At 67.8% G+C, this 25,173-nt stretch carries 20 protein-coding genes; 9 read left to right on the top strand and 11 right to left on the bottom strand.

Annotated elements, in window-relative coordinates; all coding sequences use genetic code 11:
* Positions 1-125: 125 nt before the first annotated feature.
* The 11 genes from ACFCV3_RS37890 to ACFCV3_RS37840 all read right to left on the bottom strand — a co-directional run bounded on the left by ACFCV3_RS37890 (position 126) and on the right by ACFCV3_RS37840 (position 16,615).
* Positions 126-1,718, bottom strand: coding sequence for a right-handed parallel beta-helix repeat-containing protein (locus ACFCV3_RS37890; RefSeq protein ID WP_376039000.1), 1,593 nt, complete (start codon positions 1,716-1,718; stop codon positions 126-128).
* Positions 1,719-1,753: 35 nt separating this feature from the next.
* Complete coding sequence (locus ACFCV3_RS37885; RefSeq protein ID WP_376038997.1) at positions 1,754-2,953, bottom strand: glycosyltransferase; 1,200 nt, start codon at positions 2,951-2,953, stop codon at positions 1,754-1,756.
* Positions 2,953-4,185, bottom strand: a complete 1,233-nt coding sequence (locus ACFCV3_RS37880) for a hypothetical protein (RefSeq protein ID WP_376038995.1) — start codon at positions 4,183-4,185, stop codon at positions 2,953-2,955. Before ACFCV3_RS37880 ends, ACFCV3_RS37885 begins: the two co-directional genes overlap by 1 nt.
* Entirely contained in the window at positions 4,182-5,804 is a 1,623-nt protein-coding gene (locus tag ACFCV3_RS37875) for a hypothetical protein (protein ID WP_376038993.1), read from the bottom strand. The genes ACFCV3_RS37880 and ACFCV3_RS37875 overlap by 4 nt, the downstream gene beginning before the upstream one ends.
* Positions 5,801-7,012 carry a Wzz/FepE/Etk N-terminal domain-containing protein gene (locus ACFCV3_RS37870; RefSeq protein WP_376038992.1) on the bottom strand — a complete coding sequence of 404 codons (1,212 nt, stop codon included), beginning with the start codon at positions 7,010-7,012 and terminating at the stop codon, positions 5,801-5,803. The genes ACFCV3_RS37875 and ACFCV3_RS37870 overlap by 4 nt, the downstream gene beginning before the upstream one ends.
* Positions 7,013-7,085: 73 nt before the next feature.
* Positions 7,086-9,062 (bottom strand): alginate lyase family protein, encoded by a 1,977-nt coding sequence (locus ACFCV3_RS37865; RefSeq protein WP_376038989.1) that lies wholly within the window; start codon positions 9,060-9,062, stop codon positions 7,086-7,088.
* Positions 9,059-11,269 (bottom strand): bi-domain-containing oxidoreductase, encoded by a 2,211-nt coding sequence (locus tag ACFCV3_RS37860; protein ID WP_376038987.1) that lies wholly within the window; start codon positions 11,267-11,269, stop codon positions 9,059-9,061. Before ACFCV3_RS37860 ends, ACFCV3_RS37865 begins: the two co-directional genes overlap by 4 nt.
* Before the next feature lie 9 nt (positions 11,270-11,278).
* The gene (asnB, locus tag ACFCV3_RS37855; RefSeq protein ID WP_376038984.1) at positions 11,279-13,195 is read right to left on the bottom strand and encodes an asparagine synthase (glutamine-hydrolyzing); all 1,917 of its coding nucleotides are present in this window, start codon (positions 13,193-13,195) and stop codon (positions 11,279-11,281) included.
* Between the two features lies 1 nt (position 13,196).
* Positions 13,197-14,423 (bottom strand): glycosyltransferase family 4 protein, encoded by a 1,227-nt coding sequence (locus tag ACFCV3_RS37850; RefSeq protein ID WP_376038981.1) that lies wholly within the window; start codon positions 14,421-14,423, stop codon positions 13,197-13,199.
* The gene (locus ACFCV3_RS37845; RefSeq protein ID WP_376038979.1) at positions 14,420-15,742 is read right to left on the bottom strand and encodes a nucleotide sugar dehydrogenase; all 1,323 of its coding nucleotides are present in this window, start codon (positions 15,740-15,742) and stop codon (positions 14,420-14,422) included. The genes ACFCV3_RS37850 and ACFCV3_RS37845 overlap by 4 nt, the downstream gene beginning before the upstream one ends.
* 81 nt (positions 15,743-15,823) lie before the next feature.
* The gene (locus tag ACFCV3_RS37840) at positions 15,824-16,615 is read right to left on the bottom strand and encodes a class I SAM-dependent methyltransferase (RefSeq protein WP_376038977.1); all 792 of its coding nucleotides are present in this window, start codon (positions 16,613-16,615) and stop codon (positions 15,824-15,826) included.
* Positions 16,616-16,774: 159 nt separating this feature from the next.
* Here ACFCV3_RS37840 and ACFCV3_RS37835 point away from each other — a divergent pair, with 159 nt between their 5' ends.
* Genes ACFCV3_RS37835 through ACFCV3_RS37795 form a run of 9 tightly spaced genes read left to right on the top strand, consistent with a single transcriptional unit; the run spans position 16,775 to position 25,172 of the window.
* Positions 16,775-17,851 (top strand): NAD-dependent epimerase/dehydratase family protein, encoded by a 1,077-nt coding sequence (locus ACFCV3_RS37835; protein WP_376038976.1) that lies wholly within the window; start codon positions 16,775-16,777, stop codon positions 17,849-17,851.
* Complete coding sequence (locus ACFCV3_RS37830; RefSeq protein WP_376038973.1) at positions 17,851-19,080, top strand: class I SAM-dependent methyltransferase; 1,230 nt, start codon at positions 17,851-17,853, stop codon at positions 19,078-19,080. The genes ACFCV3_RS37835 and ACFCV3_RS37830 overlap by 1 nt, the downstream gene beginning before the upstream one ends.
* Positions 19,081-19,106: 26 nt before the next feature.
* Complete coding sequence (locus ACFCV3_RS37825) at positions 19,107-19,931, top strand: glucose-1-phosphate cytidylyltransferase (protein ID WP_376038971.1); 825 nt, start codon at positions 19,107-19,109, stop codon at positions 19,929-19,931.
* A complete protein-coding gene (locus tag ACFCV3_RS37820) occupies positions 19,931-20,581 on the top strand; it encodes a PIG-L deacetylase family protein (RefSeq protein WP_376038968.1) in 651 nt (216 codons plus the stop codon). The genes ACFCV3_RS37825 and ACFCV3_RS37820 overlap by 1 nt, the downstream gene beginning before the upstream one ends.
* On the top strand, positions 20,578-21,699 hold the full coding sequence (locus tag ACFCV3_RS37815; RefSeq protein ID WP_376038966.1) for a methyltransferase C-terminal domain-containing protein: 1,122 nt from the start codon (positions 20,578-20,580) through the stop codon (positions 21,697-21,699). The genes ACFCV3_RS37820 and ACFCV3_RS37815 overlap by 4 nt, the downstream gene beginning before the upstream one ends.
* A gap of 1 nt (position 21,700) precedes the next feature.
* Positions 21,701-22,249, top strand: a complete 549-nt coding sequence (rfbC, locus tag ACFCV3_RS37810) for a dTDP-4-dehydrorhamnose 3,5-epimerase (protein WP_376038964.1) — start codon at positions 21,701-21,703, stop codon at positions 22,247-22,249.
* The gene (locus ACFCV3_RS37805; RefSeq protein ID WP_376038962.1) at positions 22,246-23,562 is read left to right on the top strand and encodes a glutamate-1-semialdehyde 2,1-aminomutase; all 1,317 of its coding nucleotides are present in this window, start codon (positions 22,246-22,248) and stop codon (positions 23,560-23,562) included. Before rfbC ends, ACFCV3_RS37805 begins: the two co-directional genes overlap by 4 nt.
* A 9-nt stretch (positions 23,563-23,571) precedes the next feature.
* The gene (locus ACFCV3_RS37800) at positions 23,572-24,213 is read left to right on the top strand and encodes a phosphatase PAP2 family protein (protein WP_376038960.1); all 642 of its coding nucleotides are present in this window, start codon (positions 23,572-23,574) and stop codon (positions 24,211-24,213) included.
* Positions 24,210-25,172 (top strand): glycosyltransferase family 2 protein, encoded by a 963-nt coding sequence (locus ACFCV3_RS37795; RefSeq protein WP_376038957.1) that lies wholly within the window; start codon positions 24,210-24,212, stop codon positions 25,170-25,172. The genes ACFCV3_RS37800 and ACFCV3_RS37795 overlap by 4 nt, the downstream gene beginning before the upstream one ends.
* Position 25,173 lies beyond the last annotated feature (1 nt).

Here is a 25,173-nt window from a genome sequence, read left to right as displayed (position 1 = left end):
GGGCGCCCTGACCTGGACTGAGGAGCGTAGGGAGCGAAGCGACTGGAGCGACGAGGGAAGGGCAGGGATTAGAGCCCCATGACCCGCGGCGCCGGAGGCGTCGCATCTGTTCGGTCATCGGCGGGTCAGCGCTCCCCGGAGACCTTGATCACGGAGTCCTCGTCCTGACCGTACGGCGCACCCTGCCAGGACGCCCAGTTCACCGAGTTGCCCTGCTCGTGCACGATGAAGTTCCACGGGCCGCTGTAGGTGTTGGCGTAGAACTTGTTGGCCTGCTTGAAGGTGATCGCGTCCTCGATCGTCCGGGCCTGGTACGGCGACCAGTCCGGGAAGGTGCCCCAGTTCGAGAAGATCCCGTTGTACCCGCAGCCGGCGTTCGACGCGCACTTGTCGCCGAGCTTGTCCGGGTTGAGGTTGAACGTGTTGTCGTGCACGCGGACGTTCTGGGTCTTCCAGCGGCAGTCGCTCAGGTAGGGCTGCTTGGCGATGTTCTGGGCGTTACAGGTCTTGATCGTGACGACCTTCGGGTTCACCAGCGTGCCGGATCCGGTGCTGGTGTTGGCCGGCGAACCCGCGAACCGGTCGGCGTTCTCCCAGAGGATGACACCGGACCAGTTGTCGGTGAAGACGTTGCCGGTGACCTCGAAGGTCTGCCCGAACTGCCCGGGGACCCGCTTGTCCGCACCGGATTCGGAGATGTACAGCGCGGGCGCCGGGAAGCCCTCGTTCTCCGGCCCCTTGCCGAGCCCGTTGCGGATGAAGGTGTTCCGCCGGATCAGCGCGTTGTAGCTGGTCTCGTAGATCAGGCCCTCGGCGTAGTTGCCGGAGATGTAGTTGTCCTCGACCGTGAACGCCGTGTTGTTCGTGTCGGCCCACAGCCCCGGGCCGTGGTTGTCGTGGATCCAGTTGCCGCGCACCGCGGCGCCGGTCACCGTCCAGAACTTGCCGCCGCCGGTACAGCCGCAGGCCGGCCGGAGGTTCTCCCAGTCGTCGGTGTTGTTCCCGGTGATCTCGTTGCGTTCGACGGTGATGCCGATGACCTCGGTCGGGTTGTACGCGTTGAAGCCGTACTGGCCGTTGTCGCGCAGGCAGTTGCCGCGGACGACGTTGCGGCTGCCGATCATCAGGCCGGCGCCCGCGTTGTTCTTGATCGTGTTGGCCTCGACGGTCCAGCCGGTGGCGGAGTTGTGGTTCACCACGCCTTCGTCGTTGTTGCCCTTGGGCGCACCGAAGTTCTGGATGGTGAGGTGACTGATCATGACGTTCGGCGCATAGCCGGTGAACGCGTACCGGTTCTGCTTCCCGCCGTCCAGGATCGCTCCGGGAGCACCGACGTACCGGTTGCCCGCCTTGGGGATCACCTGCAGGAACTCCCCACCGGCCAGCCGATGCGTGCCGGCGGCAAGGTAGAACGTCGTACCGGCGGGGTGCTGCGCGGTCAGGTCCTGCAGGTTCTGGGTGGTGCTGACCGGTACGGCGCCCGTCGGTGCGGTGGCCGGCCCGTTGAGGGCCTGGGCGTTGCCGCAGATGGTGACCGGCGGTTTGCCCGGGGCGGTCAGTGACTTGGCCGGCGTGGTGACCGCATCCGGGTCGTTGCCGCCGATGGGGTTGTTGCCGGTCAGCAGGACTGCCGCCGAGACGAGTCCGACCAGCGCGACAGCGCTGCCGGCGACGATGAGCCGCCGGGAGCTGTACCACCTGGGTGTGCGCTGTTCCATGGTTCTTCCTTCGGGGGCCTGGCGGGCTGGTGGGTCTAGGTGCTCGGGACCGGGTTCGCGATGGCGAAGCGGTAGACGTCGAGCAGTTGCTCGAGATTGGACTGCGGGTCGTGGATCGTCTCGTACGTCGTTCTGGCGTTGCGGCCGAGATCGACGTACCGGTCGGGACAGGCGTCCACGTCGAGCAGAAGTTTGGCCAGCTCGTCCGGACGGCCCGGATCGAACAACGCGCCGTCGACGCCGTCGGTTACGAGCTCACGGAAGGAACCGTGTCCGGACGCCAGCAACGGGACGCCGACGGCCATTGCCTCAACCACCACCAGACCGAAGGTCTCCTCCCATTCCGAGGGCAGCACGACCGCTCGTGACTCGCTGATCAGGTTGAAGATCTCGGGTTTGCTGAGCATCCCGCGCAGGTGCACCGACGGGCGGTCGGCTGCCCAGGCGGTCACCTCGTCGAGCATCGGACCGCCGCCTGCGACGGCCAGCTGCAGCGCGTCGTCACCCGCGATCGCGCGGTACGCGTCCCAGCCCTTCATCAGCAGCGGCGCGCCCTTGGCCGCATCCAGCCGACCGACGTACGTGACCTGGCGTTGCGGCGAGTTCGCCTGGGGTCCGTCGTACGGGACGTAGTTGTAGCGGACGAAACTGCGGTCGGCGTCGAAGTCCATCCCCGCCAGCAGCGTGCGCTGCGACTCGGAGATGAACAGGTACGCCGAGACCAGGTTCTGCCAGGTACGCCGATGGGAGCGCGTGTTGAGCACCGTCGTTGCAGTAGCGAGCTTCGAACCGCGGTAGCAGCTGTTGCGGACCGCGGGGAGCGGATTGCCCCCGGCGCAGTCGTGGCAGACCGAACCCTCGCGATAGAAGTCGCCGCTTGCACAGAGCAACTTGTAGTTGTGCAAGGTGATCACGACCGGAACACCGGCAGCGCGGCAGGCGTAGAGCACCGAGGGGCTGAGCACCGGGAACGTGTTGTGCACATGCACCACGTCCGGCTGGAACTCCTTCAGCTCCGCCGCCAGCTCCCGCTTGCTCGTCGGGTTCCAGATCACGCGTGCGGGCAGCGTGGCCTTCTTCCAGGCCGGCCACTCCTCGATCTCGTCACTCTGCCGCTCGAAGAGCCGGACGTCGTGGCCGAGTGCCGCGAGGGCCTCGCGCTCCTGGTCGACGACTCTGTTCTCGCCACTCGGCGCGGTCGACCGATACCTGTTGTGGACCAGCAGGATCTTCATCAGGCGCCGCCCTCCCGGGAAGTTCTCGGATACACGAGTGATGCGGCCAGGGTCAGCTCCAGGAAGTACGGCGACGCCTCGCTCAGCCCGGTCTCCGTGAACGACGCCACCACGCAGTACGCGACGATGAACAACGCGAGCGCGCGTCGCGGGCCCTGCGGGGTGAACCAGGCAGCGATGAAGACGAACAGCACCATGGCGATGTTGATGGCCGCACCGAGCAGGCCGACGTCGTAGTACGTCCCGAGCCAGTTGCTGTCGATCGGCAACCCGGTGAACGACTTGTTGGACAGGCCGAACCCGAAGAGCGTCTCGAACGTCGTCCGTGGTTGCGCGAGGATCGCTTCCCAGACCAAGCGGCGGCCGGTGAGGGCAGTGACCTGCTCGGTGTCCTGACCTCGGGCCAGCCAGGTCGTCACCGCGGAGCCCACGGTCAGCGCCCCGACGGAGAACGCACCGATGGCGATCGCGAACGTACGCCGTGCGCGTGATCGGGCTGTGAACAGGCTGAGCCCCGCGACGATCCCGCCGACCAGCAAGGCGATCAAGGCGGTCCGGGTGTGGGTGAGCAGGAGTACCGGGACGGTGACCAGGACACTGACCAGGGCGACTTCTCGGCGTAGCAGACCGGCCATCCACAGTACGGCGGACAGCCCGGTGGCGACCGCGGCGTAGTGCCCGACCTGCGTTGCGGGGATCGGCCACAGGATGCCGGTCAGCCGGTCGTCGACGAACGCGCCACCGGGTGAGGCGAGCACACCGGCGACGACTGTGCCGATGACTGCCCACAGCACCATCAGATGGGTCCGGACGAGGAGCAGGTCGCGTCGCGTCCACCACGGCGACAGCAGCCAGAGCACGAGCACGAAGATCAGCAGCCGCCCGGAGCGGTACAGAGCACCGACCAGGAACTCCGCCCGGAGGCTGGAGATGACTGCCTCGGTGACCAGCAGCGAGGCAAGGAAGATGAAGACACTGGGCCGGACCCGCAGCGGCCGGTTCACCGTCAGGACCAGGACCAGCGCGAGCAGCAGCGAGCCCTGGGCGATCAGCCTGCCGAGTGCGCTCGGGATCGGCACCAGCAGCCGCGAGTCCGGGAAGAACGTCAGGACGTTCATCACCATCAGCGCCCAGACCAGCTGGACCCGCCGGCGGCGGCGCCGTTCGGGCGGGACCGCGCGGAAGCCGGGCTTCGGCGCGAGCCGTGCCCCGAGCGTGGCCAGTGCGTTCATCGCGAGAACATCTCGACGTCGGCGGAGACCGCAGCGGCCTCCGCCTCGGCCACGCCGACACCTTCGTCGGTCTTGTCTGCGTTCAGCACGATCGCGGTGTCGATCTCGAGACCGGCCAGGCGCAGCATGTCTCCAGTGGCCTTGAGCTTGGTCGCCGACGTCCGTCCGGCCGTCACGACGACCGCAGCCCGAGAAGCCCAGCTACCAAGGTGATCGGCGCCGAGGGCCGGTGACAGCGTCGCCAGCACGAGCACGAGGTCAGCGATCTCCCAGGCAGCATCCAGCTGTACGTCGCCGGTGCCCGACGGACGGTTGGTGTCGCCGATCCGTAGGTAGCAGCCCTCGGGCAGCAGCGCGTCCTTCTCCGGAAGGTGCACCGTGATCCGGCGATCCGGACCGCTGAAGCTCGAATCGTGGGTACCGGCCGTGGTCACGCCGAGCTTCGCCGCGAGCGTCTGGCGCCCGGTCAGGTCGGCGACCAGGACGTTCTTGCCCTCGTCGGCCAGGGCCACCGCCAGCGATGCCACGGCCAGCGCACAGGTCTGTACGTCGTCCACGCTGACCACGGCGAGCGCAGGTGACGGCCGCTCGGCCCAGATGATCCGCCCGCCGAGGTGCTGGGACAGCAACCGGACCCCGCGATGCTTCGACTGCCCGGGGCGCAGGAGGCTGCCGAAGGGGAGTCGCCACGGCGGCCGGCCGGTGCTGAGCCGGACCCGGGCGCCGAGAGCGTTCGAGATGTCCTGGCGCTTCCACAACCGGTCCGAGATCAGCGCGCGGACGATGACGAAGCCGAGTCCGAGGAAGAGGCCGGCAATCAGTCCGGTCCCGATCTTGAGTGCCAGCATCCGCTTGAAAGAGCTGGGGACCGGGGCCGGAGCGTCGAGCAGCCGGCTGCTGTTCATCTTGGACGCGATCGTGGTCGAGTCGAGCAGTTGCTGCTGGACGAACTTCACCTTGTCCTGCGCGGCGTTCAGCCGGGTCATCTCCGGGCTGTTCGGGCGCTTGGGGTCGGCCGGGTCGTCGCCTGCCGCCACCACTGTCTGCCGGGCCAGTGCCGCCTCGTTCTGGGCGGTGGTGAGGTCGCGGCGCAGCGGAACGTCCTGCAATGCGATCTGCTCGCGCCGGAACTTCAGGAAGGTCTGGGCGATCGTCGTGGCCAGAGTTGTCGCCTCGGCGTCGGACTTCGCGGTGGCGGTGATCTCCAGCACCCGGCTGGTGATCGGCAGCACTGTGAAGCTGTCCAGAACTTCGTCCGGTGTTGCGGTGAGCTTCAGGGAGTCGATCACCCGGTTGGCCACTGTCCTGGTGGTGGCCAGGCTGACCTCGGTCGCCATCGCCTTCGGCGGGTCCTCGCCCTCGCGGGTCGTGATCAGGATCCGGGCTGTCGCGGTGTGCGGTGACGGCAGCACGTAGTTCGACGCCAGTCCACCGACGAGACCGATCAGCGCGAGCAGCAGCCACAGCCGGCGGTGCCGGACGATCGCGTCCCGCAGGAAGCGGAACGTGACCAGGCTGTCCGGCGGGTAGCCGGCCGAGCGCTCGTTGTCGAACAGGCCGTCCTGGTCATCCCACGAGCCGGCGGAACGGGCCGGCTCCGAGAACTGATGGTTCGTCATCGGGTCCGCCTTGCCGTGCCGGTGAGAAGCGTCGGGAGCCGCGAGCCGGAACGCCGCTGCGCCTGCGCGACCCGCCCGATGGTCCGGTCGAACGGATCGGGATCGGTGACCACGATGCCGTCGATGGTGCGGTCGTCCGCGGTGGTTGCGACGGCCAGCCGGGCCAGCTCCTCCGCCGTCACGGTCCCGGCCGACAGCGCGATGATCGTGCGCGTCGTCCGCTCGCCGTCGAGCTGGGGGTCCGTCCGGTCGACCAGGGTCAGATAGATGTCCAGGGCAACGGATCCGCGGGGTTCCTGATGGTGCTGGTCGATCACCAGCGAACTGGTGACGCCGAACGTCGATGCGAACGCCGCGAGCTGCGGGCCGAGTGAGCGCGCCTTGTCGTCATCGGCGAACGAGATGACGGTCAGCGAGCCAGCCGGACCACCCTTCACGTCCAGCTCGAGATGGTGCAGGGTCTTGCGCAGACTCCAGGCGTCGACCGCGGTCGGCTGGTAGTTCTCCAGCAGATCCTTCCAGTCGGACGGATCCTGTGCGGCGTACGACGACACCGAGGCCAGGACCGGAAGCCCGACCGCGTCGGCGATCTCGTCGCGCAGCCGCAGCCGGCGGTCACCGCGGGCCCGGGCCAGCACGATGATTGCCCCGGCGATGGCACCGGCCAGTGCGCCCAGGCCGCCGTACGTGGCGGCGTGGATGAGCATGCTGCCGCCGCGGGCCTCTGCGGCGCCCTCCAGGAGCCGTGCGCCGGTTCGCTTGCCGAGGTCGCCCGGCAGCTGCTTGTCGGTGGTGACGAAGACGAGGTAGACCTGCGCGACCGCGTTGGCGAGCCGGACGGACTCGCGGGCTGAGGTGCCCTTGGCCTCGATCCGGATCACGTCATCGGTCACCGCCATCGCCTTGACCCGCTCGCGCACCACCTCGGTGGAGAGCGCGGGCTGGAGGTTCTGTCCGGCGCTGTGCAGGACGGGACCGCTCTCCGCGATGTAGACCTGGGTGTCGATGCTCTGCGAGCCGGCCGTCGTGCCTGCGACCACCTGGGGCGGCGGAAGCACGACCAGCGCGGCGGCCGAGTACATCGGCGGCCGGATGAAGGCGTAGGCCACGCCGAGCAGCAGACCGATGACGGCGGCGATGACAACCAGCAGCCGGTGCCGCCGAATGGCCTGCCAGGACTTCTTCACATCTAGCTGCTGCGCACTCACGCTGTGACCTCGCTGCGTTCGTTCACGCTGCCCCCTCCAAGCGAACGACTTCTTGTTCGCAGTAATAGAGGCGCTAGGACGTGACCTGATACACCCGTCCGCGGAAACGGAACGTGCTGACCGCGGGCGTGTCCGGGCTGATCCGCCCGGCGCCGATCAGTGTGGTGATCGGGACCTTACGGCCGAAGCGCGGTGAGTACCAACCCAGTAGCGGATCGTCACCACCGCGGTGCGCGGTCCACGACAATCCGGCCGGTAGCTCGGCGAGCGCCGTACCGTCGGGCCACTGCAGGCGAGCGGTGGAGCCGTCGAGTTCTGCGGTCACGTCCGGGCCGAGGTGCCAGGCGATTCGTACGTCGGCAGCCGTGTCGAGGTGGTCCTCCACACGCAGCGTGCCGCCATCCAGTACGGCGTTGCGCCGGTGCGTGACCGGGGTGTCGCCGACGCGGTACCCGTCGTGCTCGGCATCCCACGTGCCGGTGGCGCCGTCGTACTGGCGGACCTGACCGGTGGCGCCTCGCAGCCAGAGGAAGGCGCCACCCCAGAGGGACTGCTCGGCGCCGTTCACCTCGACGGTGTTGTGGCCGATGGTGGAGCGGAAGTAGTTCCGCCACTCCTCTTCGCCGTGGTAGCAGTACGTGCCGGGGTCGGCGAGGATGTCGACGCCGCCGACTCGGACCTCCAACGAGAGCGCGTCGCAGTGTGCGTGGGCTGCGATCGAGAGGAAGCCGTGCGGTCCGGCGTCGCCGCGGGCCCAGATCTCCGGACCGTCGTCGGTACTGCGCAGGATCGTGAGACCGGCGTCGTTGAAGTGGCCCGGTCGTTCAGTAGGCCGGTCGCCTTGAGTGCCCTTGACCAGTGCACCGACGAGGGTGGAGGTCGCCGTGGCGGGGACCTGTGGCCACCAGTCGGCCGCACCGACCGCAGCGGCGCCCAGTGCGAGGTAGGCGGACCAGCTGTGGATGTTGGGCGGGTCGAGAACCAGGACCATGCCCTCGTCGTCGTCACCCTGGCGTGGTGGGCGCAGTGTGCTGTCCACGATTGCTGCGGACACATCTGTGGTGCGGGTGAGCAGGGCCCAGGTGGACGGGCTCAACGGGTGGCCGGCCAGATCTGCCTCCAGAGCGGCGTACAGGCCGAGTTCGGAGACGAAGCGGTGGTAGTCGGTGGCCAGCTCGCGGTTGACGCCGGAGGGGAAGGTGTTGGCATCCAGCTCGCGTTCGAGCAGGGCGGCTGCGTCGGTGCGCCATTTGGTGCTCTCGCGGAACCACGGGAACGCACTGGCGCCGACGAGCTGCCCGGCTGCCTCCGCGATCACGTGGTTGTTGGCTGAGGAGCCTCTGCTTTGGAAGGCGGCCAGGTAGCGCTGGTGCCAGTAGAGCTGGTTCAGCGCTAGCTCGTTGTGCTCGAACAGGTCGGTGATGTCCGGCCAGTCGTTGAGCAGCCGGCGGATCCAGGTCCAGCTGATCAGGCGGATGCCGATCTCGATGCCGCTGGCCCAGTGCACACCGGACAGGAACGGATTCGTGCGCCACCAGTCGTTGAGCTGCTCCGCGACGCGGTCGGCGTACTGGTCGTCGTGGGTCAGATACCAGGCGGCGGCCAGCTGGGTCAGGTGGTGGTGCCGGGACAGCTCCCACACCTGCTTGATGTTGCCGACCAGGTCCTCGTTGCGGTGGTTCAGCTTGAACGTGTACTGCGCCGGGTCGGACCTGCGGCCGGTGATCGGGTCGCGGAACCAGTCCGGGCTCGCGAGATCCGTGCGGTCGGTGCCGAGCACCTCGAGGTTTCCGGCCATGATCGCGTCGGCGGTCTCGATGACTGCCTTACGAGCATCCTCCGGTACGGCGTCGGCCGCGTGCGGCGGGAGCGTCGTACCGAACGTCAGGTCCTTGCGGAGGGTCTGCGGCGCGTCGGGGTCCTGCCCGGGCTTGACCTGCTGGTAAGCCCAGGCCGTACGTCGCGCGTGGTCGGTGGTGCGCCAGATCAGTTCGGTGGGGGACATCCGGCGGAGGCGCCGGACGTACCACCCGATTGGCTGACGACTCATACCTTTTCCGCGGCGCCGGAGGCGAGGCTGCGGTCTACGGCGATGGTTGCTCTGGTGGTGGCGATGAGGGAGTCGAAGGGGATCGGCATGGCGGTGCCGTTCTTGACTGCCTGCACGAAGGCTTCGAGTTCGGCGCGCTGGCCTTTGTCGGTGCCGCGGGCCTTCTTGGTGGCCGGTTTGCGGCCGGTCCAGACGGAGGCGCTGGCGAAGTTGTCGAGACGTCCGTTGCGGCCGCCGCCGGTGATGTCGATCGTCTCCTTCGGGAACCGCGAGTTGCCGCCGCTCACGTAGCTGATCGTGCCGACACTGCCGTTGGCGAACTTGATCGTGATGACGACATCGCCGTGGTCCGGGCCTGGTACGGCGTACACGTCCGTCGGGAGGCTGTCGAGCCACCAGCTCAGGGTGTCGATGAAGTGCCCGCCTTCGCCGGCGAACCGGCTGCCTTCCTTGCCCTGGTCGAGGTACCAGCTCGACGGGTCGAGCCTGCCTGCGTTCACGAGGTAGCGGAGGGAGTAGTTGCCGCCGGGGTCGCCGAACCGTGCCTTCAGATCGGTGAGCAGTGGGGCGAACCGGCGGTTGAACCCGACCATCAGCCTGTCGTTGCCGGTGGCTTCTGCTGTCGCCACGATCCGGTCCACCTCGTCGTACGTGAGCGCCAACGGCTTCTCGACGAACACGGCCTTGCCCGCCTCGAGTGCCTTGCAGGTGAGGTCAGCATGACTGCTGTGCCGCGTCACCACGAAGATCGCATCCAGGCTGTCGTCGTTCAGCACTTCCTGCGCGTCGGTGGAGATCGCCTCAAACCCGAACTTCCGCTGAGCGTTGGCCGCGGACAGCGACTTGTTGGTCGCTACCCGGGCAAGTGCCGCGTTGCCGTTGGCTTGCAAGTGCGGCAGCAGCATGCTCGACGCGTAGTTCCCCGCACCGATGAACCCAAGCCGAGCGGCGCCACTCGCCGGCCCTCCGGCCGGCTCGCGGCGCTTCGTGGGGGAGAGGGAGGCCGCAGCAGCCCCGGAACCAGTGGCTGAGGTGGCTTCCCCGGCGGTGGAGGTGCCCACCTCATCGGTTGCAGCCTCGGGGTACTCGAAGAGGAAGCCGACGCCGGGGAGGGAGCCGGAGCTCAGTTTGGCGTAGGCGTCTGTTGCTTCGGCGATGGGGAAGGTGCCGGCGATCAGGGAGGCGATGTCTATTTGCTCGCGGGCGATCAGGTCCACGAAGCACTCGAGGTTGCGGCGTTCGGTCCAGCGGACGTAGGCGGCGGGGTAGTCGATGCCTTGGAGTTCGTAGCGGTCGTCGTAGCGGCCGGGGCCGTAGGAGCGGGAGAAGCGGAGGTCGAGTTCTTTGTCGTAGTAGGCGTTCCAGGGGAGGTCTAGTCTGGTTTTGCCGATGTCTACTACGCGGGCGCGGTCGCGGGCCAGGCGGGCAGCGGTTTCGACGGGGCCGTTGGAGTGGCCGCCGGCGGCTAGGAGGATGTGGTCGGCACCTAGGCCGTTGGATGCTGCTAGCAACGAGCGTTCGAGGGAGGCGACGCCGGCTTCGTCGGGGGAGGAGCAGGCTAGGGCGCCTGCCTTCTCGGCCATGCGGCAGCGGTCTTCTACGGTGTCGATGCCGAAGACGCGGACACCGGCGGCGACCAGCAGACGTACGCAGAGCTGGCCGACCAGGCCGAGGCCGATCACCACGGCGGTCTCGCCGAGCTGGACTTCGGCCTGTCGTACGCCCTGCATGGCGATCGCGCCTACGGTGGAGAACGCGGCCTGCTCAGCAGGAACCCCGTCCGGCACCGGGACGCACAAGTTCACCGGCACCCAGTTGTACTCCGCGTGCAGGGCGAACTCGTTGCCCGCGGCAGCGACCAGCTGACCGACACTGAACTCCTCGGCACCCTCACCGACCTCGACCACCACACCACACAGCGAGTAGCCCAGCGGTGTGTAGGAGTCGAGCTTGTTCATGACCTTCTGGTAGGTGCTCCGCAAACCCTGCTGGGCAACGGTGTCGAGCACCTTCTTCACCTGGTCCGGCCGGGCCTTGGCCTTGCCGACGAGGGAGAGTTTGGCCTCGCCGACCTTCATCAGCTCGGTACCGGTCGAGATCAGCGAATACAGCGAGCGCACCAGCACCCCGCCGGGCTGGCACCCGGGCGGCGGTACGTCGAGCACCGCCAGCTCACCGGACTTGTAGTTCTGCGCTACCTGCTTCATATGAATCCTTTAAGAGGTGATCGAGACGCCCAGCGACCGCATGTTGCGGGTCCAGGTCTCCAGGGTCAGCAACTGCCAGATCTGCTTCGAGTAGTCCTCACGCCCGGCCCGCTCGTCGTCCACGAGGCGCTGTACGGCGGCCTGCTGCAGGAACCCACTCCCGACGAGCTCACCGCGCAGCAACGTGTCGTCGACCAGCTCACGCAGGTCGTTCCGGATCCAGGCCCGCAGCGGAGCGCTGAACGACGCCTTCGGCCGGTAGATGATCTCCTTGGGCAACCAGGCCTCGGCCGCCTTCTTCAGCGCCAGCTTGCTGACCCGCCGATGGATCTTCTGGCTCCCCGGGATCGAGAACGCCGCCCGCGCGACGATCGGATCCACGAACGGCGTCCGCACCTCCGTCGACGCGGCCATCGACGACCGGTCCGTGTACGCGAGGTTCAGCCCGGGCAGGAACATCCGCGAGTCCGCCAGACACATCCGGTTCACGTGATCGTCGAGCGTGGTGTCGTGGTAGAGGTCGCTGTGTTCGGCGAGCAGCTTCCCGACGTACGGCTCCAGGTCCGGGCTCAACAACCCAGCCAGCTGGTCCCCGTCGTACATGGTGTAACTGCGCCGGAACGCCTCTTCCTCCGGCAGGTTCGAGAACGTCTCGAACCGCTTGGCCCACCTCGCATACCGCAGTCCGCGTCCGCGCACGGTCACCGGGAGCCGCCGTACCGTCGGGCCGATCAGACCGTTCCGCAGTACGCCGGGAAGCCGCTGGTACTGCGCTCCCATCACACAGGCGAGGTGTTTGCGGTAGCCGCCGAACAGCTCGTCGGCACCCATCCCGGACAGCAGCACCTTCACCCCGGCATCCCGCGCGGTGTCACACATCAGCAGCGTGTTGATCGCCGCCGGGTCGCCGATCGGCTCGTCGAGGATGTCGACGATCCGCGGCAGCAGGTCGACCACGTCCGGAGCGATCTCGATCTCGTGCAGGTCGATCCCGAACTGCTGAGCCACCTTGCGCGCGTAGATCGCGTCGTCCGGCATCGCTTCGAGCTTCTGGTCCTGCGACCGGAAGGTGATCGTGTACGAGTCGACGGAAGGATCCATCTGCTTCGCGAGCACCGTCACCAGGCTGGAGTCCAGCCCACCGCTGAGAAACGTCGAGACCGGTACGTCGGCGACCATGTGCGCGGCGACCGACTCCTCGATCACCTGACGCAGATCGGCCGGCGGACCCGCCGCTGCCTCAGTCGCGACCTCGGTCACGCGCCAGTACGTGTCGTGCCGGCTACTGCCGTCCGGCCGGAACTCCGCCCACGACCCCGGCGGCAACTTCTCCACACCGTCGATCGAGCAGCGCTGCTCCGGCAGCCAGTAGTAGAGCATCGAAGAAATGAGCGCACCAGGCTCGGTCCGCAGCTCCGGACCGACCGCGGCGACCAGCGCCTTCAGCTCGGACGCGAAGACCACCCCGCTCTGACGGCGCAGAAAGAACAGCGGCTTGATGCCGAGCGGGTCGCGGGCCAGGAACAGGCTGCCGCTCTCCTCGTCGAGCATCGCGAACGCGAACATGCCGCGGAAACGCGTCAGTGCATCCGGACCCCAGCGACGCCAGGCCTCCAGGACCACCTCGGTGTCCGAGCTGGTCCGGAACGAGACGCCGGACTTCGCGAGCTCGGCCCGCAGCTCCTTGTAGTTGTAGAGCTCACCGTTGTAGCAAAGCGTCAGACCACGCTTGCTGAACGGCTGATCCGCACTGGACGACAGATCGATGATGGAGAGCCGTCGATGCGCCAGTACGGCGAAGACGTCGTCCTCCTGGAACCGGTACGTCGCGGTCGCGTCCGGACCGCGGTGCGCGATCCGGTCGCTCATGGCCTCGGCCAGCGCCGTACCGTCGTGCTGCTGGTAGCAGCCGGCGATGCCGCACACGTCAGGACCCCGTGGCCCGGACGACGCTGATCGGCGTCACGTGCCCGGTCAGCTGCCCGAACACTCCGAGGTACGCCTTCTGCTGGTGTTTCCAGGCGAGCACCTGCTCGACCCGCTCGCGGCCGAACCGGCCCATCCGGCGCCGCGCGACCTCGTCGTCGAGCAGGTCGACGATCGCCTGCCCGTACTTCGCGACGTCGTTCGGCTCGACGTACACGGCGGCATCGGCGGCCGACACCTTCGTCTCGATCAGGTCGAAGGCGACGACGGGCAGCTCGAACGCCATGTACTCCATCGTCTTGTTCATCGTGGAGACGTCGTTCAGCGGGTTCTTCGGGTCCGGCGACAGACCGAGGTCCGCGGTCGACATCACCGCGCGGACAGTCTCGTCCGGGACCCGGCCGGTGAACTCGATGTGCTTCTGCAGCCCGAGTTCGTCGCGCAGCGCGACCACCTCGTCGTACGAGTCACCGCCACCCATCAGGGTGAACTTGATGTCCGTCCGGCCGAGCTGGTTGACGATGTGGTCGGCCGCGCGGACCACGATGTCGACGCCGTCCTGCGGGCCCATCACGCCGATGTAGGTGACGAGGCACGTGTGGCCGTCGCGCAGCGAGTCGTCGGCCTGGACGCGCTGCAGCTTCTCGGGGTCGGGCCCGGTCCGTACGACGGTCACGTCGTGGTTGGCCTTGCCGCTGCGGGTGATCGCGATCCGCCGGTACGAGTCGTTCGTCGACGTGACGTGGTCGGCGGTCCGGTGCGTCATCTTCTCCAGGAAACGGAGTCCCTTGTACGGGAGGGACGTCGTACCGCCGAAGCGTGACTGGAACAGCTCCGGGCAGAGGTCGTGGTGGTCGAAGACGAACTTGGTGCGGTCCAAGCGGCGCAGCAGGATCGCGATCGGCCAGAAGATGTCCGGCGGGTTGCACGCCTGCATGACCTGGAACCGGCCGGCCTTGCGAGCCCGCAGCACCAGCAGCAGCGTCATCAGGAACGAGTACGCGTACTCGACGATGAAACCGGCCTTGCTGCCGCCGGGTGCGTAGGCCTTGTACTGGTGGACGGCCACACCGTCGATCACCTGGTACGCCGGGTCACCCGGACCCTTCGGGCAGACCACGGTGACGTCGTACCCGGCGCCCTTGAGCGCCTTGCACTCCTCCCAGACCCGGCGGTCGAACGGGACCCACAGGTTCTGGATGATGATCAGGACGCGCGGGCCGCTCACCAGGCCACTCCTTCGTATCCGGGCAGTGCCTCGACGTCGTCGCCGAGCCGGCCACTGAGGTCGATGGTTCGGGCCGGTGGGGCGGCCAGCAGCGCCTGGACGGCGGCCGTATCGGTCGCGCTGACCAGGGCGACGTCGGCGCCGGCGAGTGCGGCGGCCGGGTCGTCGGTGAGCACGCGCTGGAGGTGCGGGAGCTTGGACTCGACGTGCCGCAGGTTCGCGCCGACCAGGCGGCTCGGGTTCACGATCGCGTCGTAGATGCGCAGGTTGTAGCCCTTGCCGATCAGCCGCTCGGCGAGCTCGACGTTCGGGCTCTCGCGCAGGTCGTCGGTGGAGACCTTGAAGCTCAGACCGAGCAGCGCGACCTCACGGCCCGGACCGGCGATGACCCGGTCGACCACGTCGCTGACCGAGCGCTCGTTGGTGGCCAACGTGCCGGCCAGGAGCGGCAGCTCGGTGTCGTTCATCCGGGCCAGGTGCAGCACCGACCGCAGGTCCTTCGGCAGGCACGAGCCACCGAACGCGAACCCGGGCTTCAGGTAGTACGGCGAGATGTTCAGGCTGGTGTCCTGGACGAACAGCCGCATCACCTCACGGGAGTCGACCCCGTAGTTGCGGAAGATCCGGCCCATCTCGTTGGCGAACGAGACCTTGGTCGCGTGGAACGCGTTGCAGGCGTACTTGAGCGCCTCCGCGGTCCGCACGTCGACCACCTGGACCTCCTGGCCAAGGAACGCCAGCAGTTCACTCAATTGCTTCCCGACCATCGGGAACTGCGTTCCGACCACCACGAACGGCGGCTCGTAGAAGTCGGCCAGTCCCGACCCTTCCCGCAGGAACTCCGGGCACATCGCCGTACCGAACTTCAGCCCGGCCGGCGGCGGTACGTCGGCCAGCACCTGCGCGACGACCTCGTCCACCGTCCCCGGCGGCACGGTCGAGCGGATCACGATGCTGTGGAACCCGGACTCCGGCGGTACGACGACATGCGCGGCCTCCGCGATATCGCGCACCGCCCGCTTGATGTACGTCAGATCCGTGCTGCCCGCCGCAGTCGACGGCGTCCCCACACAGATCAGCGAAACGTCAGCCCGATCCAGCGCGAGCCGAGGATCCGTGGTGGCATGCAGCCGCCCCCCGGTCACCCCGTCCGCAACCAGATCGTCCAGGCCGGGCTCGACCACCGGACTGTGGCCCTCGGTGATCGGACCGACCTTGGCAGTGTCGACATCGACACCCCACACGTCATGCCCGGCCGCAGCCAGACAAGCCGCAGTCACCGACCCCACATACCCAAGACCGAATACGGCAACCTTCATAACGCCCCCCACAGGCTCAGAACACGGCAGCGCACAGAAGAGCAGCGACACCCGGCGCCTGATACACCCGCGCCGAAATTTTCAGCTTTTGCGGAGCAGGTAGTAGGCGTAGCGGTGGTCGAGGTTGTTGTGGGGGACCAGGTGGCAGGCTTCGGGGTGGAGGCCGAGGTCGTCCATCTGGGACCAGAAGACGTCGATCGGGTACGTCGTCATGCTGGCGGCGACTGCTTCGCGGTAGCGGTGCCGGCGGGGGGCTGTGCGCCAGTCGGTGGTCTGGTACTTGATCTGGACGAAGGCCAGGCCGCCGTCCTTCAGGACCTGGTGGGCGATGCGCATGAGGCGCAGGCCGTAGCCGGGGCTGGGGACCAGTTCGAGGACGTAGAGGCAGAGGAAGAGATCGACCTCACCGATCCGTGGCACCGCGCTCTCGGGATCGAGGAGGTCGGCCTCGACGCCGGTGAACCCGGCGGCGCCGATGGCGTCCAGCTGCCGACCGCACTCGGTCAGGCTTTCCTGGTTCACGTCGACGCCGATGAACTCCCGGCAGTGCGGTGCGAAGGCGACCGCGTTGGCTCCGCCGCCGCAGCCCCACTCGACGACGCGGTCCAGGTGTACCTCCGGTCCGGCGATCCGGGCCAGCCGGGAGAACAGCTCCCAGTGGTCCGCCCCGACCGAGGTCCAGTCGACCTGCTCGAACACCTCCGCGTCGCGGAAGTGCGAGTTTCCCCGCCAGCCGGGCTCGTGGACGTTCTCGGTCCAGTACGACCGCGCATCGTGTGCGAGCCGCTCCTCCGAGTGGCCGAGTCCGAGCCGGACCGTGGCGCTGTCGACGGCGTGGCGAACCAGGCCCTTGGCATCTCCGAACACGCTCATGGTGCCCCCTTTGCATCGGCCCCGCCCGGGCCGCGACGTACAGGAGAGCAGTGGCTGCAACTGGTTGATACAAACCCGATCCCGATCGGCTGTATCAGGACGGCTCGAAGCGGATCTGTATGAGGCGACAGGGGAGTGTCGGGGTGAGGGAGCGTACGGATGAGAGTGCTGGTCACCGGCGATCGGGGTTACATCGGGGCCGTCATGGTGCCGTTCCTCCGGGCTGCGGGACATGTGGTGGACGGTCTGGACACCGGGTTGTACGAGGGGTGTGACCTGCTGGGCGGCCCGGAGCCGATCGGCGACCGCAAACCGCGGGACATGCGGGACGTCACGGCGAAGGAGCTCGAGGGGTACGACGCGGTGGTCTGTCTGGCCGCGTTGTCGAACGACCCGCTGGGCAACCTCGACAAGGAGGCGACGTACTCGGTCAACCTGCGCGGCACGCTGAACGTGGCCCAGGCGGCCAAGGACGCCGGCGTCGGGCGGTTCTTGTTCGCGTCGAGTTGCAGCCTGTACGGCGCGGCCGGGTCCGAGGCGGTCGGCGAGGACGCCGAGATGTTCCCGGTGACGGCGTACGGCGAGACCAAGGCGCTGGCCGAGCAGGAGCTGTCGAAGCTGGCCGACGACAACTTCAGCCCGACGTACCTGCGCAACGCCACCGCGTACGGCGCCTCGACGCGGTTGCGGCTGGACATCGTGGTGAACAACCTGACCGCGGTCGCGCTGACCACCGGCCAGGTGCGATTGGAGAGCGACGGCACCCCGTGGCGGCCGCTCGTCCACATCGAGGACATCAGCCGCGCGTTCGGCGAGGTGCTGGAGTCGCCGCGCGAGCTGATCCACGACGAGGCGTTCAACGTCGGCCGGTCCGAGGATGTCGTTCAGGTCCGCGACATCGCCGAGATGGTCCGCGAGGTGGTGCCGGGGTCGACGCTGTCGATCGCCGACGGCGCCGGGCCGGACCTGCGCAACTACAAGGTCGACTTCAGCAAGCTGAACGACACCTTCCCGGGCCTGAAGCTCGAGTGGACGGTCCGCAAGGGCGTCGAGGAGATGTACGCCGCCTACCAGCAGCACGGTCTGACGTACGACGACTTCACGTCGGCGCAGTTCGTCCGGTTGCGCCGGATCCAGCAACTGCTGAGCAAGGGCCTGGTCGACGGCCAGCTGGTTCGCCAGACCGAGGACCAGTTCCCCGGCCCGCTGGCTGACGTTTTCAAGGAGTCCAACTGATGGCTGCTGTGGAGTGCCGCCTCTGCGGCGAGACCCTCAACCGGACGTTCGTCGACCTCGGCATGTCACCGCCGTGCGAGAGCTTCCTGCGCGCCGACCAGATCGACGCGGGGGAGACCTTCTACCCGCTGAACGTGCGGATCTGCGACAACTGCCTGCTCGTCCAGCTCCCGGCGTACGTGGCGGCCGATGACGTCTTCTCCGACTACCTGTACTTCTCGTCGTACTCGACCAGCTGGGTGGAGCACGCCCGCCGGTTCGTCGTCGACATGCAGGAGCGGCTGAACCTCGGCCCCGACAGCCTGATCGTCGAGGCCGCCAGCAATGACGGCTACCTGCTGCAGCACGCCGTTGCCCTCGGCATCCCGGTGCTCGGGATCGAGCCGGCCGGGAACATCGCCGCGATCGCGAACGAGAAGGGCATCCGGACCGAGAGCTACTTCCTCGGCGAGGAGACCGGTACCGACGCGGCGGCGCGGCACGGCAAGGCCGACCTCGTTGCCGGGAACAACGTGTTCGCGCACGTTCCGGACATCATCGACTTCGCCAAGGGCCTGCGTGCGCTGGTGAAGGACGACGGCCTGGTGTCGCTGGAGTTCCCGCACCTGCTGCGCCTGATCGAGCGCCGTCAGTACGACACGATCTACCACGAGCACTACTCCTACCTGTCGCTCAAGACCGCCTCGCTCGCCCTCGAGAAGGCCGGCCTGAAGGTCGTCGACGTCCAGGAGCTGGCCAGCCACGGCGGCTCGATCCGCGTCTTCAGCACACCCATCGAGAACGCGGGTGAGCCGACCGAGCTCGTCGGCAAGGTGCTGAAGGACGAAGCGGACGCCGGTCTGCACACGGTCGAAGGACACGCCGGCTTCGCGAACGAGGTCTTCACGATCAAGGCCGAGCTGGTCGAGTTCCTGATCCAGGCACAGCGGGACGGCAAGACCGTCGCCGGGTACGGCGCGCCCGGGAAGGGCAACACCCTTCTGAACCACTGCGGGATCCGTGAGGACCTGTTGCCGTACACGGTGGACCGCAGCCCGCACAAGCACGGGCTGTTCCTGCCGGGGACGCACATCCCGATCTTCGCGCCCGAGCACCTGGCCGAGACGCGCCCGGACTACATCCTGATCCTGCCGTGGAACCTGCGCGACGAGATCGTCCACCAGCTCGGTTACGCACGGGAGTGGGGCGCGAAGTTCGTCGTACCGATCCCGCGTCTCGAAGTCATCTAAAGGTTTGTGGGGGGAAGGAAAGTCAGATGAAGGTCGTGATCTTCTGCGGGGGCTTCGGGCTGCGGATGCGCAGCGGCGTGGACTCCGCACCGAAACCGATGATGACGATCGGTGACCGGCCGGTCCTGTGGCACGTGATGCGGTACTACGCGCACTTCGGCCACACCGAGTTCATCCTGGCCCTGGGCTTCGGTGGCTCGGCGGTCAAGGAGTACTTCCTGCGCTACGAGGAGACGGTCTCCAACGACTTCGTGATGACGAAGGGCGGGCAGCGGATCGAGCTGCTCGACTCCGACATCAGCGAGTGGAAGATCACCTTCGTCGACACCGGGATCGACACCAGTATCGGTGAGCGGCTGCGCCGGGTCCGGCCGTACCTGGAGGACGACGACGTCTTCCTGGCCAACTACGGTGACGTGCTGACCGATGCGCCGATGGACAAGATCGTCGACCACGTGATCGCGAGCGACGTGACGGCGAGCCTGCTCGCGGTCCCGCCGCAGGCGTCCTTCCACGTGGTCGAGTTCGGTACCGACTCGCGCGTCACCGGTCTGCGCTCGGCGGCCGATCTGAACGTCTGGATCAACGGCGGCTACTTCGTGATCAAGAAGGAGATCTTCGACGTCCTGAACGAGGGCGAGGACCTGGTCGGCGACGCGTTCCCGCGGCTGTCCGCCGTCGGCAAGCTCGAGGCGATCCCGCACCACGGGTTCTGGGCGCCGATGGACACCCTCAAGGAGCGCAGCCAGCTCGAGGAGCTGTACCGCTCGGGCAAGAAGCCGTGGGCGTTGTGGTCGCACGAGAACCGTCAGGCCAAGCGGGCCCACGACCCGGTCGTGGTGGCGATCTGATGCTCCCGTTCCAGCTCGGCCTGATCGACGGGCCGGTCCACATCGTTGCCCTCGGCGCCCACCCGGACGATATCGAGATCGGCTGCGGCGGCACGCTGCTGAAGCTGGCCGAGTCGGTGCCGGAGCTGACCGCCGAGTTCGTGATCGCGACCGGTACGCCGCTTCGTCTCGAGGAGGCCCGCCGGGGCGCGGAGCTGTTCCTGCCCGAGTGCGAGGTGACCGTGACGTCGGCCGAGCTGCCGGACGGCCGGCTGCCCGCGCACTGGAACGAGACCAAAGAGTTGCTCGAGGCAACGGCTCGCAGTGATCGGCGGCCCGACATCGTGCTGGCGCCCAGCCGGCACGACGCCCACCAGGACCACCGGCTGATCGCCGAGCTGGCGCCGACGGTCTGGCGCAACCACCTGGTCCTGCACTACGAGATCCCGAAGTGGGACGGCGACCTCGGCCGCCCCTGGCTGTACGTCGACCTGACCGAGGAGCAGATGCGCGAGAAGGTCACCCGCCTGCACAAGGCGTACCCGTCCCAGGTCCCGCACGACTGGTTCGACGAGGAGACGTTCACCGGACTCGCCCGGCTGCGCGGGATGGAATGCCGGGCCCGGTACGCCGAGGCCTTCACGACCGGCAAGGGGATGTTGACGTGGTGAGCGTGAACTGCCGCGGGTGCGCCGGCACTGACGTCGTACCGGTCGTGGATCTCGGTGATCAGCCGACCGCTGACCTGTTCCCGACCGCCGACACACCTGGTCCGGATCTGCGCCACCCGCTGTCGCTGTGGCTGTGCCGCGTGTGCACGCTGGTCCAGCTCGGCCCGGTCGAGGCGCAGATCGCCGAGGAGCCGCTGGCGGTCGAGTCGGCGACGAGCCTCGCGCACGCCGAGACCTCGGTGAAGGAGATCCTCCGCGACTACCCCGAGCTCAACGGCAGTGTGGTCTTCGAGTTCGGCAGCCCGCACGGCGGTTCCTGGCTCGACCACCTGTACGCCGCTGGGTCGCGCCTGGCCGGTGATGGTGAGAAGGCTGACCTCGTCATCGACGTCCACGGTCTCGTTCACGAGCCGGCGATGGGGGAGAGTTTCAGGCTGCGCGCCGAGCGGCTCGCGCCCGGCGGCCTGCTGGTGATGGAGTTCCACCACCTGCTGCCCTTGTTCATCGGCAACCAGTTCGACACGATCCGGCACGGGCACTGGGTCTACCAGTCGCTGCGCGCGGTGGGCTACATCGCCAACTTGCATGGCCTGGCGATCGAGTCGGTCAGGCACGTCGAGATGTTCGGCGGCAGCCTGATGGTGATGCTGCGGCACACCGCGGACGCGAAACCCGATGCCTCCGTCGACGTTGTCCTGGCCGACGAAGAGGCCGCCGGTATCGCGGACGAGATCCAGCTGGCCAGCCTGCAGGAGGCCGCGACGCACGCGGCGGCTGCGCTGCACGCCGAGCTGACCCGGCACAAGGCCGCCGGCCGCAAGGTCCTCGGGTACGGCGCTCCCTCCAAGGCACCGGTTCTGCTCGACCTGAGCAAGGTCGGCACGGATCTGCTCGAGTTCACCGTCGACAAGGCCCCTGGCAAGCACGGTCGCCGGATCCCCGGTGGCTGCCTGGTCCCGATCCACCCGGTCGAGGATCTGAAGGCTGCCCGGCCGGACGTCGTACTGGTGCTGACCTGGGATATCGCCGAAGAGGTGATCGCCCAGCTCGAGGCCGACGGCGGCTGGGGTGCGACGTACCTGGTTCCGCTTCCAGAGCCCCACGAGCTGAGGCGATGACATGCAGGTAGAACAGGTAGCCGGGATCGCCGGTGCACTCATCTTCCGGCCGACACCGCATGTCGACGAGCGCGGGTTCTTCTCGCGCACGTTCGATCGCGACGTACTGAAGCAGGCCGGTCTCGATCCGGATGCCTTCGTGCAGGACAGCATCTCCCGGTCCCGCCGCGGCGTCGTACGGGGGATGCACATCCGTGCGGGCGCCGGTGAGGCCAAGCTCGTCAGGTGCTCGTACGGCGCCGTGCTGGATGTCGTCGTCGACCTTCGCCCCGGCTCACCGACGTACCGGCAGCGCGAGACCTTCGACCTGACCGGTGAGAACCAGGTGACCGTGTACGTACCGGCCGGGTGCGCACATGGGTTCCAGGCACTGACCGAGCCCGCCGATGTGTCGTACCGGATCGACCGCGCGCACGACCCGTCCGAGGACGTGTCGATCCGCTGGGACGACCCGGCTCTCGATATCCACTGGCCGCTGCCGGTCACGCTCATGTCCGAGCGCGACCTCGCAGCGCCGTCTCTGGCTGAAGCGATCGTGAGGCTGAGATGACCAAGTCTTTTGAGAAGTCCATCGCCGCGAACACCCGGCTGCACAAGGCGATCCCTGGTGGTGCACACACCTACGCCAAGGGCGACGACCAGTACCCCGAGGACATGGCGCCCGTGATCGAGCGCGGCCTCGGCGCTCACGTCTGGGATGTCGACGGCAACGAGTACATCGAATACGGCGCCGGTCTGCGCGCGGTCAGTCTCGGCCACGCGCACCCGCGGGTGCTCGAGGCCGTGCGGGGTCAGCTGGAGCGCGGCAGCAACTTCGTCCGCCCGAGCATCCTCGAGGCCGAAGCGGCCGAGCGGTTCCTGGCCTCGGTGCCCACCGCGGACATGGTGAAGTTCGCCAAGAACGGTTCCGACGCGACCACGGCCGCGGTCAAGCTGGCCCGCGCGATCACCGGCCGGACCCGGGTGGCGATCTGCTCCGACCACGCCTTCTTCTCCACCGACGACTGGTTCATCACCAGGACCCCGATGGCGGCCGGTATCCCGGACGCGATCGGCGACCTGACGGTGGCCTTCCCGTACGGCGACCTGGCCGCGACCGAGGAGCTGCTCCGCCGGTACGACGGCGAGATCGCCTGCCTGATCCTGGAAGCCGCGACCCAGCAGGAGCCACCAGCCGGGTACCTGGAGGGTCTGCGCGACCTCGTCCACTCCTACGGCGCGCTGCTGGTCTTCGACGAGATGATCACCGGCTTCCGGTTCTCCGAGGCCGGCGCCCAGGGGATGTACGGCGTGACGCCCGACCTCTCGACGTTCGGCAAGGCGCTCGGCAACGGGTTCGCCGTATCGGCTTTGGCTGGTAAGCGCGAGTTCATGGAGCGCGGCGGTCTGCGCGACACCAACGAGCGCGTCTTCCTGCTGTCCACCACGCACGGCGCCGAGACGCATGCCCTCGCCGCGGCGATGGCGGTCATGGACGTGTACGCCGAAGAGGGCATCGCCGCGCGGTTGCACGAACGGGGAGAGAAGCTGGCGGCAGGTGTCCGCGAGGTCGCCTTGGCGACCGGTGTCGAGGACCACGTACTGGTCCGCGGCCGGGCGAGCAACCTGGTCTTCGCGACGCTCGACGAGAACTTCGCGCCGTCGCAGCCGTACCGGACGCTCTTCCTTCGCGAGCTGCTTCTCGGCGGCGTGATCGGCCCGTCGTTCGTGGTGAGCAGCGCCCTCACCGACGCCGACATCGACCGCACCGTCGAGGCGGTGGCTCAGGCCTGCATCGTCTATCGCAAGGCCCTCGACGCACGGGACGTTTCAGCGTTCCTGCCAGGGCGTCCTGTTCAGCCCGTCTTCCGTAAGTACGCATAGAGGAGCAGCGTGGGACCGAAGTTGTCAGTGGCACACCGTTGGGCGTTCATCAGTCTGGCGGTGTTCCTGGCCTTGGCTGTGTTCGTCACAGTCGAACCGACCGACAACTTCGATCGCACGCTGCGCGAAGTGTTCAGACCCGACGACGTCTGGGGGCCGTGGCAGCTGGCCTTCGGCAACGTTGTCGATGGTGCCGGCCCACCGGTCGCCCTCGCCGCGCTCGCGGTGACCGGTGCGGTCGCCGCCGTACGCCGGAAGTCCTGGTCGCCGGTGATCTACGTCGGCTGCCTCGCAGTGGTGACCGTGTTCCTGACCCAGGTCAGCAAGGCGATTCTCGGCCGGCCGGATCCGCACAACGACGTCGGCTTCTTCAGCGGGTCCTACCCGTCCGGCCACATGATCGTCCTGCTCAGCTGCCTGGGCGGGATTCTGTTCGTCTGGCGGCAACGTCCGCCGTTGTGGGCCTGGTGGCTGGTGCTGGTGGCCGAGCTGACCATGGGGTTCTCGCTGCTGATCCTTTCAATGCACTGGTTCACCGACGTGCTCGGCGGCGGACTGCTCGCCGTACCGATCGTCGTCCTCGCGGGATCGCCGCGCCTCCTTGGTCCGGTGCATCGGACCGTCGCCGACCCAGTTGGGAGCCCTTCATGACCCACCCCAGACTCAGCATCGGCCTACCGGTCTACAACGGCGAGGAGTACCTCGCGCAGTCGCTGGACGCGGTGCTCGGCCAGACGTACACCGACTTCGAGCTGATCCTGTCCAGTAACGCGTCCACGGATGGTACGGACGACATCTGCCGTGAGTACGCCGCGCGTGACGAGCGGATCACGTTCTATCGGCAGGACCACAACGTCGGCGCTGCGCCGCACCATGACTTCGTCTTCCAGAAGAGTCACGGTGAGCTGTTCAAGTGGGCCTCGGGTGACGACCTGTGGGGCCGGGACTTGGTTGCCAAGTGCATCGACCTCCTGGACGCGAACCCGGACGCCGTACTGACGCACACCTACACCGCTGCGATCGACGGCGAGGACAACGTCATCCAGGCACTGGAGTACCCGCTGCACACCGACGCGCCGGAGGCGCCGGAGCGACTGCGAAGCCAGTTGCGGGACGCCGACCTGCCGGGCGCGATCCAGGCAGACGACTTCTACGGCGTGATCCGGTCGGACGTCCTGCGCAAGGTGAAGCCGCACGGCAGCTTCTATCACGCGGACCAGGTGTTCATGGCCGAGCTGGTGCTGCACGGCCGCTTCCTCCAGGTGCCCGAGTGGCTGTACTTCCGCCGGCACCACGACGGTCGTGCCCTGCAGGCGAACCCGACCATCAGCAGCTGGTCCCGCAACCTGGACCCGAAGCGCGCCAACAAGCTCGTGCATCCGCCGATCCGGCTGGTCGCCGAATACATCCTCGGCTACTACGCCGCCGTACGCCGGTCTCCGCTGAGCGCCGCCGACAAGCGCGCCTGCAACCGGCACATCCGGGATTGGCTGACGAGCCGGGTGACCCGCCGGCTGCCAGGCGCCGTACGGCCGGAACCGATCCAGCACTACGGCGCGATCGACACGTTGTCGGTCGCGGCTGTGGTCGCCGGATCCGAAGGGCGCTGAC

The sequence above is a fragment of the Kribbella sp. NPDC056345 genome (assembly GCF_042262745.1).
GTDB lineage: Bacteria > Actinomycetota > Actinomycetes > Propionibacteriales > Kribbellaceae > Kribbella.
This window is presented reverse-complemented; position numbering and strand designations above follow the sequence as displayed.